This window comes from Micromonospora sp. NPDC050784 (genome assembly GCF_044456765.1).
GTDB lineage: Bacteria > Actinomycetota > Actinomycetes > Mycobacteriales > Micromonosporaceae > Micromonospora > Micromonospora foliorum.
In genome coordinates this window covers 22,431-40,729 of sequence record NZ_JBITGG010000020.1, presented here as the reverse complement: position 1 = coordinate 40,729, position 18,299 = coordinate 22,431, and the positions used below count along the sequence as shown (strand labels likewise).

16 protein-coding genes, 1 tRNA gene and 1 pseudogene are annotated in these 18,299 nt (G+C 69.5%); 2 read left to right on the top strand and 16 right to left on the bottom strand.

Annotated elements, in window-relative coordinates:
• Positions 1-355: 355 nt before the first annotated feature.
• Together ACIBD9_RS24820 and ACIBD9_RS24815 are read right to left on the bottom strand one after the other, a co-directional pair.
• Positions 356-496: a hypothetical protein gene (locus tag ACIBD9_RS24820; protein ID WP_396721249.1), complete on the bottom strand. Its 141-nt coding sequence runs from the start codon at positions 494-496 to the stop codon at positions 356-358.
• A gap of 52 nt (positions 497-548) precedes the next feature.
• Positions 549-733: pseudogene (locus ACIBD9_RS24815) on the bottom strand (IS701 family transposase); the annotation flags it as partial.
• Positions 734-912: 179 nt separating this feature from the next.
• On the opposite strand from ACIBD9_RS24815, the gene ACIBD9_RS24810 reads away from it, so the two are divergent.
• Positions 913-1,137 (top strand): hypothetical protein, encoded by a 225-nt coding sequence (locus ACIBD9_RS24810; protein ID WP_396721247.1) that lies wholly within the window; start codon positions 913-915, stop codon positions 1,135-1,137.
• Positions 1,138-1,336: 199 nt separating this feature from the next.
• Here ACIBD9_RS24810 and ACIBD9_RS24805 read toward each other — a convergent pair whose 3' ends face one another.
• The 12 genes from ACIBD9_RS24805 to ald form a co-directional block, all read right to left on the bottom strand.
• A complete protein-coding gene (locus tag ACIBD9_RS24805) occupies positions 1,337-2,269 on the bottom strand; it encodes a hypothetical protein (RefSeq protein ID WP_396721245.1) in 933 nt (310 codons plus the stop codon).
• A gap of 2,261 nt (positions 2,270-4,530) precedes the next feature.
• On the bottom strand, positions 4,531-4,731 hold the full coding sequence (locus ACIBD9_RS24800) for a hypothetical protein (RefSeq protein WP_396721244.1): 201 nt from the start codon (positions 4,729-4,731) through the stop codon (positions 4,531-4,533).
• 699 nt (positions 4,732-5,430) lie between these two features.
• On the bottom strand, positions 5,431-6,063 hold the full coding sequence (locus ACIBD9_RS24795; RefSeq protein ID WP_396721242.1) for a LysE family translocator: 633 nt from the start codon (positions 6,061-6,063) through the stop codon (positions 5,431-5,433).
• A gap of 530 nt (positions 6,064-6,593) precedes the next feature.
• Positions 6,594-6,667, bottom strand: a tRNA-Pro gene (locus ACIBD9_RS24790).
• A 208-nt stretch (positions 6,668-6,875) separates the two neighbouring features.
• A complete protein-coding gene (gene der / locus ACIBD9_RS24785) occupies positions 6,876-8,282 on the bottom strand; it encodes a ribosome biogenesis GTPase Der (protein ID WP_328654992.1) in 1,407 nt (468 codons plus the stop codon).
• Positions 8,279-8,959, bottom strand: a complete 681-nt coding sequence (cmk, locus tag ACIBD9_RS24780; RefSeq protein ID WP_387174481.1) for a (d)CMP kinase — start codon at positions 8,957-8,959, stop codon at positions 8,279-8,281. Before cmk ends, der begins: the two co-directional genes overlap by 4 nt.
• 192 nt (positions 8,960-9,151) lie before the next feature.
• Positions 9,152-9,922 (bottom strand): pseudouridine synthase, encoded by a 771-nt coding sequence (locus tag ACIBD9_RS24775; RefSeq protein WP_238659881.1) that lies wholly within the window; start codon positions 9,920-9,922, stop codon positions 9,152-9,154.
• Positions 9,909-10,994: an SMC-Scp complex subunit ScpB gene (gene scpB, locus ACIBD9_RS24770; protein WP_396721239.1), complete on the bottom strand. Its 1,086-nt coding sequence runs from the start codon at positions 10,992-10,994 to the stop codon at positions 9,909-9,911. The genes ACIBD9_RS24775 and scpB overlap by 14 nt, the downstream gene beginning before the upstream one ends.
• Positions 10,987-12,024: a segregation and condensation protein A gene (locus tag ACIBD9_RS24765; RefSeq protein WP_396721237.1), complete on the bottom strand. Its 1,038-nt coding sequence runs from the start codon at positions 12,022-12,024 to the stop codon at positions 10,987-10,989. The genes scpB and ACIBD9_RS24765 overlap by 8 nt, the downstream gene beginning before the upstream one ends.
• Positions 12,025-12,065: 41 nt before the next feature.
• Positions 12,066-12,989: a ParA family protein gene (locus ACIBD9_RS24760; RefSeq protein ID WP_124862901.1), complete on the bottom strand. Its 924-nt coding sequence runs from the start codon at positions 12,987-12,989 to the stop codon at positions 12,066-12,068.
• Between the two features lie 179 nt (positions 12,990-13,168).
• A complete protein-coding gene (locus ACIBD9_RS24755; protein ID WP_396721235.1) occupies positions 13,169-14,134 on the bottom strand; it encodes a site-specific tyrosine recombinase XerD in 966 nt (321 codons plus the stop codon).
• 38 nt (positions 14,135-14,172) lie between these two features.
• Positions 14,173-15,288, bottom strand: a complete 1,116-nt coding sequence (ald, locus tag ACIBD9_RS24750; RefSeq protein WP_387174473.1) for an alanine dehydrogenase — start codon at positions 15,286-15,288, stop codon at positions 14,173-14,175.
• 280 nt (positions 15,289-15,568) lie between these two features.
• Between ald and ACIBD9_RS24745 the strand changes: the two genes are divergently transcribed.
• Positions 15,569-15,856, top strand: coding sequence for a TM2 domain-containing protein (locus ACIBD9_RS24745; protein WP_372492730.1), 288 nt, complete (start codon positions 15,569-15,571; stop codon positions 15,854-15,856).
• Between the two features lie 84 nt (positions 15,857-15,940).
• Here ACIBD9_RS24745 and ACIBD9_RS24740 read toward each other — a convergent pair whose 3' ends face one another.
• Positions 15,941-16,546 (bottom strand): NUDIX hydrolase, encoded by a 606-nt coding sequence (locus ACIBD9_RS24740; protein WP_238657994.1) that lies wholly within the window; start codon positions 16,544-16,546, stop codon positions 15,941-15,943.
• The gene (locus ACIBD9_RS24735) at positions 16,543-18,294 is read right to left on the bottom strand and encodes a CTP synthase (protein ID WP_238657995.1); all 1,752 of its coding nucleotides are present in this window, start codon (positions 18,292-18,294) and stop codon (positions 16,543-16,545) included. The genes ACIBD9_RS24740 and ACIBD9_RS24735 overlap by 4 nt, the downstream gene beginning before the upstream one ends.
• Between the last annotated feature and the right edge of the window lie 5 nt (positions 18,295-18,299).

Genomic DNA, 18,299 nt, shown 5'->3' with positions numbered 1-18,299 from the left:
ACGCTCCCACGACGTCCTGGCCGGCGCGGGCCTTCGGGTCGTTGTCGAGGAATGAGGGCACGTAGGCGCTGGTCGCCGGCGAGCACCGCCGCGGTGAGTACGAGGGTGGCGACGCCGAGGGCCGCCAGCTAAGTGAATTCGGTGGTGAACCGCAGCCACGGGACCACACCGTCGACGGTGCCGAGACGTACGAAGCGTCGCGGCCCCCACGTCGGCCCGTTCGACCGACCCGAACTGGTGGAGATCCTCGCCGAACTCGCCAGCCGCTGGCCAGACATACAACGACAGACCTGCACCACCGAGCCAGTCCCCCCGCTTGATGGCTTGGTGGTGAAGTCGGGCCAGCGGTCGGTGGTCACCACGCGCTCGGGCGCGACGAGATCGAGACCGACTGTTTCTCGACAGACTGGATCCGGTCGTCGCCGCTGCCCTGCGGGGCGAGGGGCGTGGCCGAGATGCCCGGCAGCAGGTTGCTGGCGCTCGAGCGACTGGGCACCGACCACGGGAAGCGGCAACCTCCCGCACCCGCCCTATCCAGCGATGCGCATGACCGCGTCGGCGTCCCACTTGGCACGGCCCAGCAGGTGCTGCATTCCGTGCGGTGTGGCATCTCCGGCGTGCTCGGCGATGGTCCAGCAGTTCTTGCGAGGCAGGTCCGAGAGCAGCCCCAGCAGCAGCGAGCGTGCCGTGCGGCGGGGCTCGACCCGGTGAACCGACCCGCGAGACTGCTCATCAGGCCCTCGAACATCGCCTGCCATCGCTCCGCGTCTACGCTATGACCTGCGGCCACCGTTTGATCATTCGTTGTCTTCACAAACCACGATGATCTTCGGTGGCCACGCTCGTGCCTAAATCGGCAAGATCACGATCACAGCCGGGGCGTGTGGGCTCCGCCCGAAGGGGAGAGTTCCGATGAGCCGCTATTCGATGGACGAGCGCGAGGCCTTCGTGGCCATGTCCCGGTTCGTGTGGCAGTTCGCGAACCGCGCCGGGGACGACCTGCTCACGCTCCTGGGAGACATCGGCATCGAGGCAGACGGCGGGCCAACGGATCCCGCCGCGTGGAACGACTGGCTGGCCTGCGTTCGCTCCGTAGTAGACGGCGCAGAGAACCCGGCCAGCGGCTCGGCCGGATAGAGACCAGCGCAGCGAGCATCAACTCCACCAGGAGAAGATTTCTCGACTGGCCCCGACAGCAACGATCACGATCTACGGCTGGAGTACTAGAGACCCTCGCCCGTCAAGTCTGGGTCGGTGGTGCGCGAGAGGCGGCCCGCGTTGACGATCGAGTGGCTCACGACCGCATCGATTGTCGGTACCCTAACGGGACGCTGGATCAGATGCCGAGCGCTGCCCGCAGCCGGTGAACGCGGTAGACGGCGATGGGGTTGGCGCTGACGTCGTTCCAGGGCCATCGGGTCACCCGGCCCCGCATCAAGGCAAGGTGTGGCCTGGCCGATTTTCGGTCGCCGATGACGCTGAACCAGGCGGCGGCGTAGTTGTGAGCGAGTATCTCGCCTGGCCGCTCGCAGCTTGCCAGGTTCATCCGAGTCGACGCCTGCCGGGCGCGTTCGAGAGCGTCGACGTCCTTCCGCAGGGGCGTGCCGGCGTTGTCGCGACGCCAGCGTTCGAAGTTCGCGATGTGGATCAGGGCGTGAGTCGGGGAACCGATGGGATGGCCGTCGGTCCACTCCCGCGCGCACTGCGCTGTGAAGGCGGCGGAATATCCCCAGTGCGGAGTGACGGACATGACTGCTTGATAGTGCCCGCGAAAGTGGTAGGGACTGCGCTTGGCCAGCTCCTCGCGGCGTTCACCGGTACGCTCCGGGCCGATCTCCAGCCCTCGCGCCAGCTGCAGTAGCCACACCCAGGGCGATGCGTCCGCAGGCGCCAGCGCGGCCGACGCCTGCAGCAGCTCCTGGGCACAGTGCAGACCGTGGTGGAAGCTCGACATCTGCTCGGCGCCGGTGTAGCGGGCAAGAGCCCCGCCGCGTAACAGCCAAGCCCGTGCGACTTCCAGCGCGCCCCGCAGCAGGTACGCGGTAGCGTCTGCTCCGAGCGAGGCGATGTACTGCTCGAACTGGGCCGGGACAACGGCCTTCCATCGCCCGATCAAGGTCTGCACGGCAACTTCGACGCGGTCTGACCGATCTTCGTCATCGGATACGCCAGCCTTGATCGCAACCATCAGGCCGGGCCAGTCACCCTTCCGGGCCGCATTACGCACCGCCAGCAAATCAGGTCGGCCGTAAGTGATGTCGAGTGCCATGTCACCTTGCCCCAGATAGATCCACGCCCGGGATCGTGCCACACCGAATGTGGGCCGCCGAGGCCCTACCGGGCTGATTGGGGTTCGACGGGCAGACGCCGCTCGCGAACTCGGGCTTGCCGATTTCCAGTCCACTCCGCCGCCAAACTATGATCAACAATGCGTTCTCCTTTGACGCGAGACACGCACAGACCCAAGCACCCATCGACAGCGCCCGTGATCATCGACTCGACCGGGTGACCGTAGAGAGCCCGCGAATCCGGTGTGAAGCACCGTTACAAGTTGATTCCACAGAGCGGTCATCGGAGTAGCAAAAGGGCCGGTCGTTCACGGTCAGCTACGGCGGCGGCCAGCGTGCGTGAGCGAGTAGGGGTCAACCCGCCCGTCCTGGCGGGTCTCGTTGCCGAACTGTCCATCGGCCCCGACGCTGCGTCAACTGTTCCACCGGAACGGCGGCCAACACCGTCCAGCAACCGTCGAACATTCGCGTTAGCGGACCGCTCGTTGACGCAGATGCGCGGCCGTCCCGCGGCGCAGGAAAAAATGCCCTATCTGTCCAAAATCGCCTGCCGTTAAGAAGTCCAGCAGCGACGAAAACCAAGCAGATGCAGTACGCCTACCAGGCGAATGACCGCAGAGGCAACCAAGATCGGGTCGCAAAACCGCCCGGGTTAAGGGCTCCAGCAGCGCCTCACACGCCACTTCACCGAGCTAGAACAATAGACTGAGGATTTCCGCAAGTCACTGACCTGCGGAAACCCTCTCGCTGTCGGGACGGCCGGATTCGAACCGACGACCCCTTGACCCCCAGGACGCTTCGCCACACGTCCAGGCACGTCACACACGCCATCCCCAAGATCAGGCCGTGCGGCTGACGTCGGGCCGCGCACCATCGCGCAGGCCGTGTGGTCGCTACTTGGCCCCCGGGACGCTGACACGCTCGATGACCGCAGCGCGCGGTTTAGGAAGTGTGGACACGGGCGGAAGCCGCTCGGCAGCGGCCTGGCTTGACCTGCGTCGCCACGCTGGCTGTCACGTCCAAGAGCTGACCGCCGTTGACACTCGGCTCCCGTCCCATCGGGCACGGAGCGGGCACGCCCTGCCCCCTGCGGTCGCCGGCATTGCCGGCTCTCCTGCTGTACGCGCCTCTCGGATCACTGATCTCCTGCCAGCCCTCGCTCCGGCTGGTCGGGGAGTGGAGTACAGGTGCTTTCGCCGGTTCTCAGGTACCAGAGCACCTGATCGGACGCTGGCATGGGCAACGGGTCACCGAACGAGTGGACCTCCAGCTCCGCGAGCTGCCCGCTGGCAAGGAAGAGCAAGATGCCTCCGAACCACCGCCCCTCTTGATCGGGAAACTGTCCTTCTACGCGAACCGGAGTCTGTGCCGGTGAGGCGGGAAGGTTCTTGCCTTGTGGGAAGAGGTGGATCGTCCCGCATCCACATCCGCATCCGGGGCGGGCCATGACGTCTCGCGCTTGTACGCGGAGCTCCTCAACACCTGCGAAGTTGTGGCGGAGAAGTGCTTCCAGGACGCCGGCCTCGTTCGCGCTCAGGTGCCGTAGTGGCGGATCTGGCTCTGTCACGGCAGAAGCTTAGGCGCGGGCGACCGAAGCGCCTAAAGCCCATCTCTGTCGAAGATCCCCGCCAGAGGCATGTTCTGGCACTTGGCGCGACTGTGAGTACCGGCCGGCGCGCCGCCCGATGCCGGCGCCTGCGCCGCCAGCAGGCCGAGCGCGGCCGGCGCGGCCCGCTTGCGGTCCGCCTTGATCCAGAGAACGAGCAATTCGGCAAATGACCCGGGTAGCCACCTGAAACTTGACCAACGGTCAAGCAGCGCTAGACACGCTCCAACTTGACTGATCTTGGTCCCCGGAACGGCGAAAGGACCGACCCGATTTCCGGATCAGCCCTCTGACCTGCGTCGGGACGGCCGGATTCGAACCGACGACCCCTTGACCCCCAGAACGATTTGCTAAGCGTTTCCGCACGTCACACACGCTATGCGCATAGTCAAGCCGCTCTCTCGAAGGTGTACCGCTTAGCATCGCGCACCACGTGCGGTCCCCGCGTGGTCCCCCGGTCCGTAGATGGTCCGGCCGGCCCTCCGATCCGTAGCCTCGGCCGAGCTGTCCAAAACGGTCCGCCCCCCTGCGTTTGTGGCTGGCCCTGCTCCTGCAGGTGTTTTCGTCCGTACCTCATGGTCCGAGGCTGTTGCTGTCAACGGTTGCTGTCAGCCCTGGCACCCGATCCCGGAGACATCAGCGGTTCACGAAGCCGGGGTAGGCGTCCACGCGTCCATCGAGCCGCTGCACCATGAGCTGGTCGCCTTTGCGCCAGATCGTCTCGCCGGGATACACGAGGACCGGTTGATCTAGGACGAAGTGGCCCCAGCAATCAATCAGCGTGAGGCGGTCGGCCTGCTCGCGGAACGATGGACTTCTCCTTCTGGCCGTGCTCATGCGCGACAGCATCGGCCAGGCGGCAGACGGGCTCAACAGCTGGCGACGAGTCCTGACCGGGATCACAGTGACCTACGCATTACGAGATCAAGTGGGGGGAGCATGCGACCTGCCCGAGTCGGCTCCTAGCAGCGGAAACGCCTCTCGACATCTCCCACCACTCCCCGTCGTCCGTCGACCTCTTGCGGACTGGATGCGGACTGCACAGCCAGTGGGCGGCCGGGAGATTAGAAGAAGATCACGGATGGCTGGTCAGGTGATCGCGCCCCTGGTCAGCCCGTCCGTCATTGTCCGGCAGGGTCGGCGTTGGTCGGCGGTCTTGGCTGTACGGATGGCTGTACAGCCATACGGATTAGGAAGTGTCGACACGGCCGGGAGTCGCACGGCGGCGACCCTGGCTTGACCTGCCTCGCCACGCCGGCAGCCACGTCCAGGAGCTGACGCCGTTGACCCTCGGCTCCCGCCCCATCGGGCACGCAACGGGCACGACGGGATCCAGCTGGTCGCGCTCGCACCGTCAGATTGGAAGAGCGCGCGCTCAACGGGCTGTGATGCCCGAAACGCCTGCTTACTGCGGCTGTCGCCCCTGACCGTTCATGCCCGCTCGTGACCGCTGGCGGCATCGGCCACTGGCCCCCGGGCGGCACGTCCACTCGGGCCGGATGACGTCCCTCAACCCTGTCTGACTTGGAAGGGGCATCATCGCTCGACGGCCAGTCGCACGCCCAGCCCTATGAATACGCCTCCCGTCGCTGTGTCGATTCGGCGGCGAGCGGCCTGCCGGCGACGGAGCCATCCCCCGATCCGCCCTGCGAGCACGCCCACTGTGCCGTCGACGATAAACTCCAGGACGATCAAAATGGTGCCAAGGATCGCGAACTGCGCCCAGACCTGACCCAGTTGTGGGCTGATGAACTGTGGGAGGAACGCGATCGTGAAGGTGACCATCTTCGGGTTAAGTAGGTTGGTTAACAATCCACTGAGATAAGCCCGGCGGTCCGAAATGCCTCCACCAACGACTGGCAACTCGCTCTGCTCGCTCTTGCGGTGCCGAATCATCTGCACACCAAGGTAGACCAAATAGGCGCCTCCGACGATCCGCACCACCGTGAAGGCGGTCGGCACTGCCGCGAAGAGAGCGGCCAGCCCAGCGGCTGCCACGGCGACGTGAACGGCCTCGCTCGTTGCCACCCCTGCCGTGGCGAGCAGGCCGGCGCGCGGACCGCCGCGCATCCCACACCCTAAGACGAACAACATGTCCGGCCCGGGACTGACCATCGCGATGATCGTGGTCAGGGTGAAGGCCACGAGCAGGTGCTGATCTATCGGCATGACAAGACCATTCCACATGTCGCCACAGCCCGGCAGGTCTCGCCCGTCACCGAAACCTGGGACACAAGCAGGCCGAAGGGGCAATGTGCGAAGAGCGGCGAGACTGATGAGGATCTCCTCGTCGGGCAGTCGCCAGACCGTCCAGCCTCCCCGGACGTACGACCTGGTCCCCGTCCGGGGAGGCTGGTAGCCCTTGTGGTGCCCGACGAGGAGATCCGCGGAGGCATCTCTGAGGAGGGTCGGGGTTCGGGGTGGAACCCGAGGTCTTCAAGGTCTTGTGTCCCGTGAGCGTCACCGGCCGGCCCGGCCGATGCCGGCCGGAGGTCGCCAGCAGGCCGGGGCCGGGCCGGCGCGGCCCGCTTTGCGGGCCGCCTTGATCCAGAGAACGAGCGATTCGGCAATTGACCCGGGTAGCCACCTTAGACTTGACCAACGGTCAAGCAGCGCTAATCAGCTTCAGCTTGTCTGATCTTGGTCCCCACAACGGCGAGAGGGCCGACCCGATTTCCGGATCAGCCCTCTGACCTGCGTCGGGACGGCCGGATTCGAACCGACGACCCCTTGACCCCCAGTCAAGTGCGCTACCAAGCTGCGCCACGTCCCGCCCCCGCGTGGTTTCCCCCGCGGCAGCCGGTACAGCTTAGCGCAGCAGCTCCGGGTCGTCCGCACAGGCCCCACCGGCGTCGCGACACAGCCGAACCACCCACAACGAGCCACCGCACAACCCCTAAAGCGTCCTAGGAGGGTGGGGGTGGACAGGGAAATGCCGGATGGGCAGGATCACCCATCCGGCATGCGCATAACCGAAGCGGTCAGCCGTGCGCCTTGCCTCGGCCGCCGGGGCCGAGCTTCTTGCGCGGGCGGACCGAGATTTCGATCGGGCTGCCCTCGTACCCGAATTCCTCGCGGAGCTTGCGCTCGACGAAGCGCTGGTACCCGGCGTCCAGCGGGCCCGTCGTGAAGAGCACGAACCGTGGCGGCGCCACACCGGCCTGCGTCGCGAACAGGATGCGCGGCGCCCGTCCACCACGTACCGGGTGGGGGGTGGCCTGCACCAGCGCGGTCAGCCACTGGTTGAGGTGCGCGGTCGGCACGCGGGTTTCCCAGCTGGCCAACGCCTTGTTCAGGGCCGGGGCTAGCTTGTCCACAGCACGGCCGGTCATCGCCGACAGGTTCAGCCGGATCGCCCAGGGGATGCGGCGCAACTCCCGGTCGATCTCCTTGTCGAGGTAGTAGCGACGGTCGGCGTCGACCAGGTCCCACTTGTTGAACGCGATGACAAGCGCGCGGCCCGACTCGGTCACCATCGACAGGATCCGCTGGTCCTGCTCGCTGATCGGCTCGCTGGAGTCCAGCAACACCACGGCAACCTCGGCGGCCTCGATCGCGCCGGCGGTCCGCAGGCTGGCGTAGTACTCGGTGCCACTGGCCTTGCCGACCCGCTTGCGCAGACCGGCCGTGTCCACCAGCTGCCAGGTCTGGCCGCCGATCTCGACCAGGCTGTCCACCGGGTCCACAGTGGTGCCCGCCACCGAGTCGACGACCGCCCGCTCCTCGCCGGAGAACCGGTTGAGCAGGCTGGACTTGCCGACGTTCGGCCGCCCGACCAGCGCCACCCGGCGCGGTCCACGCGGACGGTTCTCCACGATCGCCGGTGCCTCCGGCAGCGCGGCGAGGATGGCGTCCAGCAGGTCGCCGGAGCCGCGTCCGTGCAGCGCGGACACCGGGAACGGCTCACCGAGACCGAGCGACCACAGCGACGTGGCCTCCATCTCGATGGAGTTGTTGTCGGCCTTGTTCGCCACCAGGATCACCGGCTTGGCGCTGCGCCGCAGCATCTTCACCGCGGCCTCGTCCACGTCGGTGGAGCCCACCATCGCGTCGACCACGAAGAGCACCACGTCGGCGGTGACGACGGCCGTCTCGGCCTGCGCCGCGATGGCCGCGGCCCGGTCCTTCGCGTCCGGTTCCCAACCGCCGGTGTCCACCACGGTGAACGCCCGGCCGTTCCACTGCGCGTCGTACGGGACCCGGTCACGGGTCACGCCAGGAACGTCCTCGACGACCGCCTGCCGGCGGCCGATGATCCGGTTGACCAGCGTCGACTTGCCCACGTTGGGACGGCCGACCACGGCCACCACCGGCTGCGGGCCGCTCGGTTCCTCGACCGCAACCTCGGGCTCACGCAGCTCGACCCACCCACCACCATCGCTACTCATGCCACTCCCCGCTCGGTGAGCAGGTCGCGCATCCGCGCCACGACCTCGTCGATGCCCAGCTCGGTGGTGTCCAGCACCACCGCGTCGGGCGCCTGGGCCAGCGGGTTGACCTTGCGGGTCGAGTCGAGCCGGTCCCGCCGCGCCAGGTCCGCGGCCGTGGCCGCCACGTCGGCGGCGTCCTCGGCGCTGCGCCGGGCGGCACGGGCCTCCTCGGAGGCGGTCAGGAAGACCTTTAGGTCGGCGTCCGGCGCGACGACCGAGCCGATGTCGCGACCCTCGACCACCATCCGACGAGCGTTGGCGATCATCTCGCGCTGCCGGGTGACGAGCAGCTCACGGACAGCCGGCACGGCGGCGACGGCGGAAACGGCGCCGGTCACCTCCGGGCCCCGGATATCCGCGTCCACGCCCACGCCGTCGACGGTCACGGCGTACCCCTGCGGGTGGGTGCCGATGTGCAGCTTGACCTCGCTGGCGACCTTGGCCACCGACGCGGCGTCGGCGAGGTCCACGCCGGAGCGCAACACGGCCCACGTGATCGCCCGGTACATCGCCCCGGTGTCCAGGTAGCGCGCACCGATCCCGACGGCGAGCCGCCGCGACACGGTGGACTTACCCGAACCGGACGGCCCGTCCACAGCGACCACACATCGCCCAGTCCGTACGTTTTCCTCCACCGTGTCCTCCTCAGCCCGTACCTCACGGATCGCCCGGTGCTGGCGCCGCAAGCGGTTGTCAATCGTCATCAATCATGCCCGGGTGCGCTAACGAACCCGCGCGCGACGCCGCCGGAGGCGACCCACGCCACCCGGGCGGCCGCGTCCGGCCATCGGTGGAGCCTACCGGCTGCCGTACCCCGAACTCGGGGGTCAGTCACCCACCGCGTTGAACAGGGCGGCGACCTCGGCGTTTGTCAACCGCCGGATCCGCCCGGTCCGCAGTTCACCCAGCCGGATCGGACCGATCGAGGTACGCACCAGCCGGGTGACCGGGTGGCCGACCTCCTCCATCAGCCGCCGGACGATGTGCTTGCGCCCCTCGTGCAGACTCAGCTCCACCTGGGCGGATTTACCCAGAGTGTCCACCACCTTGAACGAGTCGACCTTGACCGGCCCGTCCTCCAGCTCGACGCCGGCCAACAGCCGCTTGCTCAGGTTGCGCGGAATCGGCCCGACCACCTCGGCGAGGTAGGTCTTCAGCACCTCGTACGAGGGGTGCATGAGCTTGTGCGCGAGGGTGCCGTCGTTGGTGAGCAGCAGCAGGCCCTCACTGTCCGCGTCGAGCCGCCCCACGTGGTAGACCCGCTGCTCCACCCTGTTGCCGATGAACTCGGCCAGCTCGTTGCGTCCCTTGTCGTCCGCCATGGAGGTGACCACCCCGCGCGGCTTGTTCATCGCCACGTAGACCAGGCGGATGTCGACCTGGAGGCGCTCCCCGTCCACGTGGATCACGGAGGTGGCCGGGTCGACCTTGTCGCCGAGCTTGGCGACCCGCCCGTCCACGGTGACCCGGCGGCGGAAGATCAGGTCCTCACAGGCGCGCCGGGAACCCACGCCGGCGGCGGCGAGCACCTTCTGCAGGCGCTCAGCCCCCTCGTAGACGGGCGCGTCGGGTTTCGGGGAACGGTTATCGGGTCGCATCAGCAAGCTCTTCTACGTCGTCGGGCAGGAAGGGTGCGAGGGGCGGCAGCTCGTCGACGGTGTTCAACCCGAGCTTCTCCAGGAACAGCGTGGTGGTCCGGTAGAGGAACGCCCCGCTGTCCGTTTCGGTGCCGCACTCCTCGATGAGGCCGCGGGTGACCAGCGTACGGATGACCCCGTCGCAGTTCACACCCCGGATGGCTGAGATTCGTGAACGGGTCACCGGCTGCTTGTAGGCGACCACGGCGAGCGTCTCCAACGCCGCCTGGGTCAGCCGCACGGACTGCCCGTCCAATACGAACCGCTCAACGTACGTAGCGTATTCCGGCCGGGTGTACAGCCGCCACCCACCGGCCGCCCGGCGCAGCTCGAACCCGTGCCCGGCCGCGGTGTAACCGGCGGCGATCTCGTCGAGCATCGGCCCGACCCGCTCGGCGGGCTGCTCCAGCACCTGGGCCAGCACCAGCTCGCTGACCGGCTCGTCGACCACCAGCAGGATCGCCTCCAACGCGCCGCGCAGCTCGGCGTCGGACAGCTCGGGCGCGGGTTCCGGCGCGGCCGTCGCCCGCCGCCGCCCCGCCAACTGCCGCCGGGGTACGTCCCCAGCGCCACCCGACTCCCCCGCCGCGCCCTCCGTCCCTGCCCCGAGATCCGGCTCGGCCGTGTGCTCGGTCACCGCCCCGGAATCCGGCCCCGCCATGTGCTCGGTCACCGCCCCGAGCTCCGGCCCCGCCGAGGGCACCTCGCCCGAGGGCGCCCCGACAAGATCTGACTCACCCGACCCCACCTCAGCAGGGCCTGACCCACCCGGGTCCACGTCGCTCGGGCCCTGCCCATCCGGGTCGGCCTGCGCCGAGCCCGAAGCGACCGCGTCCGGGTCGGCGGAGATGGCGGCGGGTTCGGGCTCCGGTCGGGGCGGCGCCGCTTCAGGTTCTTCGGTGTCCGGTGGTGCGGCTGACTCGTCCAGCGAGGTGGGGGTGTTTTCGGCGGCGGGTCGGCGGGGGCGGTCCCACGGGGGGACCCAGGCGGCAGCCTGGTCGGCCAGTGAGTCCCGGCGTTCCTCGTCACTCATCCCGCGCACCCTCCGTCATTCCGGTCCCGTCCGGCCCGCCGGCCTCCCCCGCCAAGTCAGACCCAACCCCGGCCGGTTCAGGCCCAACCTCCGCCAGCTCAGACCCAGCCTCCGCCGGCTCAGGCCCAACCGCCGCCAGCTCGGCCCTCGCCGACTCAGGCCCAGCCCCCACGGGCTCCGGGTCGGCCGGGGCGCCGGCGTACTCGTCGACGTGCAGCTCGGTGTCGCCGTCGGCCGGGCCGGTCCAGCGCACGGTCAGCTCCTCCAGGGCCTGCTCCTGCACGAAGGACACCAGGCCCTCCCGGTACAGCTCCAGCAGCGCGAGGAAACGGGCCACCACCTCCAGGGTGGCCTCGCAGTCGGCGCAGAGCAGCGAGAACGTGGCCGTGCCGGCGCGGCGCAGCCGGGCGGCGAGGATGGCCGCGTGTTCCCGGACACTGACCCGGACCATGTGCACGTGGGCGATGGAGACCTCTGGCACCGGCTTCGGGGTCATCGCCTTCACGGCAAGCTTCAGCAGCCGCTGGGGGCCGATGCCGAGCACCAGGTCGGGCAGTGCCTCGGCGTAGCGGGGCTCCAGGCTGACCGCACGCGGATACCGTCGGCCGCCGACGGCCTCCAGCTCGGCGATGTGCGCCGCCGCCTCCTTGTACGCCTTGTACTGCAACAGCCGGGCGAAGAGCAGGTCCCGTGCCTCCAGCAGGGCGAGGTCGGCCTCGTCCTCGACCTCGGCGGCGGGCAGCAGCCGGGCCGCCTTCAGGTCGAGCAGGGTCGCGGCGATGAGCAGGAACTCGCTGGCCTCGTCCAGGTCCCAGTTGTCGCCCATGGCCCTGATGTAGGCGATGAACTCGTCGGTGACCGTGTGCAGGGCCACCTCGGTGACGTCGAGCTTGTGCTTGCCGATGAGCTGCAGCAGCAGGTCGAACGGGCCGGTGAAGTTGGCCAGCCGGACCGTGAACCCGGCGGGCTGCACACCGTCGACCACGGCCACAGCGGCGGTGTCGGGCGGGTCGAGGGGTGGCGCGGTCACCGGACGACCGTAGTCCACGAGGCGGGCACCGGGAGTTCCGGCTACCGCTCCGACTGGGCGGCGATCACCTCGCGGGCCAGCTGACGGTAGTTACGTGCCCCGGAGGAGGCCGGGTCCATCGTCGTGATGGGGGCACCGGCCACGGTGGACTCGGGGAACTTCACCGTCTTGGTGATGACCGTCTGGTAGACCTTGTCGCCGAACGCCTCCACCACCCGTTGGAGAACCTGGCGGCAGTGCGTGGTGCGGCTGTCGTACATGGTGGCGAGGATGCCTTCGAGCTCCAGGTCGAAGTTGAGCCGCTCGCGCACCTTGTCGATGGTGTCCAGCAGCAGTGCCACACCGCGCAGGCTGAAGAACTCGCACTCCAGCGGGATGAGCACACCGTGCGCGACGGTCAGCGCGTTGATCGCCAGCAGGCCGAGCGACGGCTGGCAGTCGATCAGGATGTAGTCGTACTCCTTGCGGACCGTGCGCAGGACCCGGGCCAGAGCCATCTCCCGGGCGACCTCGTTGACCAGCTGGATCTCGGCGGCGGAGAGGTCGATGTTGGCCGGCAGCAGGTGCAGGCCCGCCACGTCGGTCTTGATCAGGACGTCCTCGGCGATCACGTCGTCCTGCATGAGCAGGTTGTAGACGGACAGGTCGAGGTTGTGCGGGTTGACGCCCAGGCCCACCGAGAGAGCGCCCTGCGGGTCGAAGTCGACGAGCAGCACCTTGCGGCCGTACTCGGCGAGGGCCGCACCCAGGTTGATGGTGGTGGTGGTCTTACCCACGCCACCCTTCTGGTTGGCCATCGCGATGATGCGCGCAGGGCCGTGCCGGTCGGTGGGCATCGGCTCAGGGATGGGCTTGCGCATCGTGTAGGCAGCCGGGTCCGCAGGACCCAGGTCCGCGCCGAGCGTGGCCTGCTGCTCGCGGAGCTCGGACGTCCAGGTCTCGGCACGGTCACCGTTGCCAGCCATGTGCTCGTTGCCCCCTCCCGACGACCCACCCGGCGTCGGAGCCGTCCGACGTCCTTCGCGGCGCCGCTGCGCACCCCGGTCGTGTCGCTCCAGGAGGTCCGCGCCGATGCCGACTGTACGCCACCGACCAGCAGGGGGTTCGGCACCGGCCCGGCGTGTCGGCGCGGACCGTGACCGGTTCAGCCCTGGGCGCGTGGGTGGGCGGTGGCGTACACCTCGCGCAACCGCTCCACGGTGACCAACGTGTAGACCTGGGTGGTGGTCACCGACGCGTGCCCGAGGAGTTCCTGGACCACCCGGACGTCGGCGCCGCCGTCGAGCAGGTGGGTGGCGTACGAGTGGCGCAGGGTGTGCGGGGAGACCGCGGCGGGCCCGTCGACGGGCAGCCCGGCCCGCTCGGCGGCGCGGCGCAGGATGCCCCAGGCGCCCTGGCGGGACAGCGCGCCGCCGCGGGCGTTCAGGAACACCGCCGGGGTGCCCCGGCCGGCGGCGGCCAGCCCGGGGCGGGCCCGGACCAGGTAGGCGCGGACGGCGTCGACGGCGTACCCGCCGATCGGCACCAGCCGCACCCGGCCGCCCTTGCCGCGCAGCAGCACCGTGCCCTCGTCGGTGTCGAGGTCGTCCACGGCGGCGCCGACCGCCTCGGAGATCCGCGCGCCGGTGCCGTACAGAAACTCCAGCAGCGCCCGGTCGCGTAGCGCGAGGGGAGCGTCGTCGCCGGTCGCGGTGATCGGACCGGCGGTCTCCAGCAGCCGGATCACGTCGTCGACCGGGAGCGCCCGAGGCAGCCGCCGGGGCGGTGTGGGCGGGCGGACGTCGCGGCTCGGGTCGGCGCCGGCCAGGCCCTCGCGCAGGGCGAAGCGGTGCAGGCCGCGTACCGCGCTGGCCGCGCGGGCGGCGGAGGAGACCGCCAGCGGCGGGTGCGCGTCGTCGCCGGCGCGCAGCCGCGCCAGGTGCGACTCGACGAGGCCGGCGCCGACCGACGCGAGGTCGGTGACGCCGGCATCGACCAGGGTCGCGAGATAGCGGTCCAGATCCCGACGGTACGAGGCGAGCGTGTTCGCCGAGAGGCCACGTTCGACGGTCAGATGGTCGAGGTAGCCGCGAACGGCACGGCGCAGCGCCGGCGTGGGTGGTGTGCCCACGCCGGCGGAGTCCGTGCCGCCGGTCAGCCCGCCACCGTTCAGGCCAGCGCGTCGGCCAGCGGGAGCACGTCCATGCCGTGCGCCTCGGCGACCGGACCGTAGGTGACCTGACCGGCGTGGGTGTTGAGGCCCAGCGCCAGGGCCGGGTCGTTGCGCAGCGCCTCGCGCCAGCCCTGGTTGGCCAGCTCCAGGGCGTACGGCAGGGTGACGTTGGTCAGCGCGTAGGTGCTGGTGTTCGGCACCGCGCCGGGCATGTTCGCGACGCAGTAGAAGATCGACTCGTGCACCTTGTAGACCGGGTCGGCGTGCGTGGTGGGGCGCGAGTCCTCGAAGCAGCCGCCCTGGTCGATGGCGATGTCGACAAGCACGCTGCCCGGCTTCATCCGGGAGACCAGCTCGTTGGAGATCAACGTCGGGGCCTTCGCGCCGGGCACCAGCACCGCGCCGATGACCAGGTCGGCGTCGAGCACGGCCCGCTCGACCTCGTACGCGTTGGAGGCGACGGTCTGCAGGTGGCCCCGGTAGATCGCGTCGGCCTGCCGCAGCCGGGCGACGTTCTTGTCCAGCAGCAGCACCTCGGACTGCAGGCCCAGCGCGATCGCGGCGGCGTTCATGCCGGAGACGCCGGCGCCGATGACCACGGTCTTGGCCGCGTACACGCCGGAGACACCGCCGGGCAGCACACCGCGCCCACCGCCGGTACGCATCATGTAGAAGGCGCCCACCTGCGGGGCGAGCCGGCCGGCCACCTCGGACATCGGGGCGAGCAGCGGCAGCGACCGGTCGGGCAGCTCGACCGTCTCGTACGCGATGCCGGTGACCCGGCGGTCGATCAGCGCGTCGGTGCACTCCTTGGAGGCGGCCAGGTGCAGGTAGGTGAAGAGCACCTGCCCCTCGCGCATCCGGTGGTACTCCTCGGCGATCGGCTCCTTGACCTTGAGCACCAGCTCGGCGGTCTCCCACACCTCGTCGGCGGTGGCGAGGATCTTCGCGCCGGCGGCGGCGAACTCCTCGTCGGTGATGCTGGAGCCAATTCCGGCGCCGGACTCGACGAAGACCTGGTGGCCGCTGCGGGTGAACTCGTTGACGCCCGCTGGCGTGATCGCCACGCGGTACTCGTGGTTCTTGACCTCGCGTGGGATTCCGACCTTCACGATGCAGACACCTCTCTTCGGGGCTGCTCTCCCCCGACTGCTCGGTGCCGCGACGGCCCCTTTGCCACCGCGGTACACCGGTCCCGCGGCGGCAGTCTAGGCGCGCACGGCGCCGCCGCGAGCCAGCACAGTGGCATCCGGTGCCCGGGTGTCCTGACGAAGTGTCAGGGCGCCACCCGGATGCGGCGGTCGAGCGTCACCTCAGCCGACAGGACAGTGTTTCACCATTATCGTCCCATCTGCCGGGTGGCGGTGCGGACAGGCGACGAGTGGATCACTAATGTGTCCGCCCATGACCACTCCTCCTTACCAGCCCGGGTACCCCCAGCCGGGGTACCCCCAGGGCGTCTCCGACAAGAGCAAGATCGTCGCGGGCATCCTCGGCATCCTGCTCGGCACCTTCGGTGCCGGTCGGTTCTACACCGGACACACCAAGATCGCCGTTCTCCAGCTCGTCGTGAGCCTGGTGACCTGCGGTGTCGGCGCCCTCTGGGGCGTCGTTGACGGCATCCTCATCCTGGTCAACGGCGGCACGGACGCGCAGGGCCGTCCGCTGCGCGACTCCTAGACCAGACAGCGAAAGGGGCCCCGCGGCTGACCGCGGGGCCCCTTTCGCGCGTACTCCCCCACCGGGCTGGACCGGCGGCGACGCTCAGCGCGGCAGCGGTGCGTCCGCCCGGCGCAGCTGCGTGAAGCCGGTGTCCCGGGCGCGGGCCGCGGCCAGCAGCCCGGCCACCGCGGACGCGTTGGTGATCTCACCGGCCAGGACCATGGCGACCGCCTCGTCCAGGTCGATCCGGACGACCTGGAGGTCGGCCTCCTCGTCGTGGCGCTCGTGCCGCTCGTCGGCCGGCACGTCGCCGAGGTCCCGGGCCAGGAACACCCGGACGATCTCGTTGGTGAACCCCGGCGAGCTGTGCAGGTCGACAAGCACGTCGACCCGCCCGGCGGTGAGGTCGGCCTCCTCGGCCAGCTCCCGCAGCGCCGCCGCCGGCAACTCCTCGCCGGAGACGTCCATCAGGCCCGCCGGCAGTTCCCACAGGTGCCGCCCGACCGGGTGCCGGTACTGCCGGATCAGCACCACCTGGCCGGCGTCGTCGAGCGCCACCACGGCCACCGCCCCGACGTGCCGGACGAGGTCACGCAGGCCGGTGCCACCGCCCGGCATGGTCACCTCCTCGGTGACCACGTCGAAGATCCGCCCCCGGTACCGCTCCTCCCGGGAACGCACCTCGTACCGGTGCTCAAGGTTGCTCATGACGTGGACGACGCCTTCGTCGCGGCGCCGTTGCGGGCGGCCTTGCGCGTCGTCGGGGCCTCCGCCGCCGCGTCCAGGTCGACCGGCAGCTGGTCGGCCTGCGAGTACGCCACCGCGGCCTTGACGAACGAGGCGAACAACGGGTGCGGGCGGGTCGGGCGGCTCTTCAACTCCGGGTGCGCCTGGGTGGCCACGAAGAACGGGTGCAGGCTGCGGTCCAACTCGACGAACTCGACCAGCCGGCCGTCCGGCGAGGTGCCGGAGATGTGCAGGCCCGCCTTGGTCAGCGCGTCCCGGTAGGCGTTGTTCACCTCGTACCGGTGCCGGTGCCGCTCGCTGATCTCGGTGCTGCCGTACGCCTCGGCGACGATCGAGCCCTCGGTCAGGGTCGCCGGGTACGCGCCCAGCCGCATGGTGCCGCCCAGGTCGCCCCGGCCGGCCACGATGTCCTCCTGGTCGGCCATCGTGGCGATGACCGGGTGGGCCGCCTGCTCGTCGAACTCCAACGAGTTGGCGCCGTCGAGGTCGGCCAGGTGCCGGGCCACCTCGATGGTCATGCACTGCAGGCCGAGGCAGAGGCCGAGCAGCGGGATGCCGGCCTCGCGGGCGTACCGGGCGGTGCCGATCTTGCCCTCGATGCCGCGGACGCCGAAGCCGCCGGGGATGAGGATGCCGTCCACGCCGGCCAGCGCCGCGGCGGCGCCGGCGGGGGTGACGCACTCGTCGCTGGGCACCCAGCGCAGCTGCACCCGGGCCCGGTGGCCGAAGCCCGCCGCCCGGATCGCCTCACTCACCGACAGGTACGCGTCGGGCAGGTCGACGTACTTGCCGACCACCGCGACGGTGACCGTGTGCCGGGGGCGGTGCACCCGCTCCAGCAGGTCGTCCCAGCTGGCCCAGTCCACGTCCCGGAAGGAGAGGCCGAGCCGACGCACCACGTACGCGTCCAGACCCTCCCGGTGCAGCACCTTCGGGATGTCGTAGATGCTCGGCGCGTCCGGGGCGGCGACGACCGCCTCGGCGTCCACGTCGCAGTAGAGCGACAGCTTCTCCTTGAGCTTGACCGGGATCTCCCGGTCGCAGCGGAGCACGATGGCGTCCGGCTGGATACCGATGTTGCGCAGCTGCGCCACCGAGTGCTGGGTCGGCTTGGTCTTCAGCTCACCCGACGGCGCCAGGTACGGCACCAGCGAGACGTGCAGGTAGAAGCAGTTGTCGCGGCCCAGGTCGTGGCGGACCTGACGGATCGCCTCCAGGAACGGCAGCGACTCGATGTCGCCGACCGTGCCACCGACCTCGGTGATCACCACGTCGGGGAGCTGGCCGTCCTCGTCCGGGTCGGCCATCGCCAGGATCCGCGACTTGATCTCGTTGGTGATGTGCGGGATGACCTGGACGGTGTCGCCCAGGTATTCCCCCCGGCGCTCCTTGGCGATCACGTCGGAGTAGATCTGGCCGGTGGTGACGTTCGCCTTGCCGGACAGCGCCCGGTCGAGGAACCGCTCGTAGTGCCCGACGTCGAGGTCGGTCTCGGCGCCGTCCTCGGTGACGAAGACCTCACCGTGCTGGAACGGGTTCATCGTCCCCGGGTCGACGTTCAGGTAGGGGTCGAGCTTCTGCATCACCACACGCAGCCCGCGCGCGGTCAGCAGGTTGCCGAGGCTGGAGGCGGTGAGGCCCTTACCCAGCGAGGAGGCGACGCCCCCGGTGACGAAAATGTGCCTGGTCGTCCGTGCTGATGGGGCCAAGGCCT

Coding starts and splice junctions, on each gene's coding strand:
- ACIBD9_RS24810 (WP_396721247.1), top strand. CDS start 913: ATGAGCCGCTATTCGATGGACGAGCGCGAGGCCTTCGTGGCCATGTCC.
- ACIBD9_RS24805 (WP_396721245.1), bottom strand. CDS start 2,269: ATGGCACTCGACATCACTTACGGCCGACCTGATTTGCTGGCGGTGCGT.
- ACIBD9_RS24800 (WP_396721244.1), bottom strand. CDS start 4,731: ATGAGCACGGCCAGAAGGAGAAGTCCATCGTTCCGCGAGCAGGCCGAC.
- ACIBD9_RS24795 (WP_396721242.1), bottom strand. CDS start 6,063: ATGCCGATAGATCAGCACCTGCTCGTGGCCTTCACCCTGACCACGATC.
- der (WP_328654992.1), bottom strand. CDS start 8,282: ATGAGTAGCGATGGTGGTGGGTGGGTCGAGCTGCGTGAGCCCGAGGTT.
- ACIBD9_RS24775 (WP_238659881.1), bottom strand. CDS start 9,922: ATGCGACCCGATAACCGTTCCCCGAAACCCGACGCGCCCGTCTACGAG.
- scpB (WP_396721239.1), bottom strand. CDS start 10,994: ATGAGTGACGAGGAACGCCGGGACTCACTGGCCGACCAGGCTGCCGCC.
- ACIBD9_RS24760 (WP_124862901.1), bottom strand. CDS start 12,989: ATGGCTGGCAACGGTGACCGTGCCGAGACCTGGACGTCCGAGCTCCGC.
- ACIBD9_RS24745 (WP_372492730.1), top strand. CDS start 15,569: ATGTGTCCGCCCATGACCACTCCTCCTTACCAGCCCGGGTACCCCCAG.
- ACIBD9_RS24740 (WP_238657994.1), bottom strand. CDS start 16,546: ATGAGCAACCTTGAGCACCGGTACGAGGTGCGTTCCCGGGAGGAGCGG.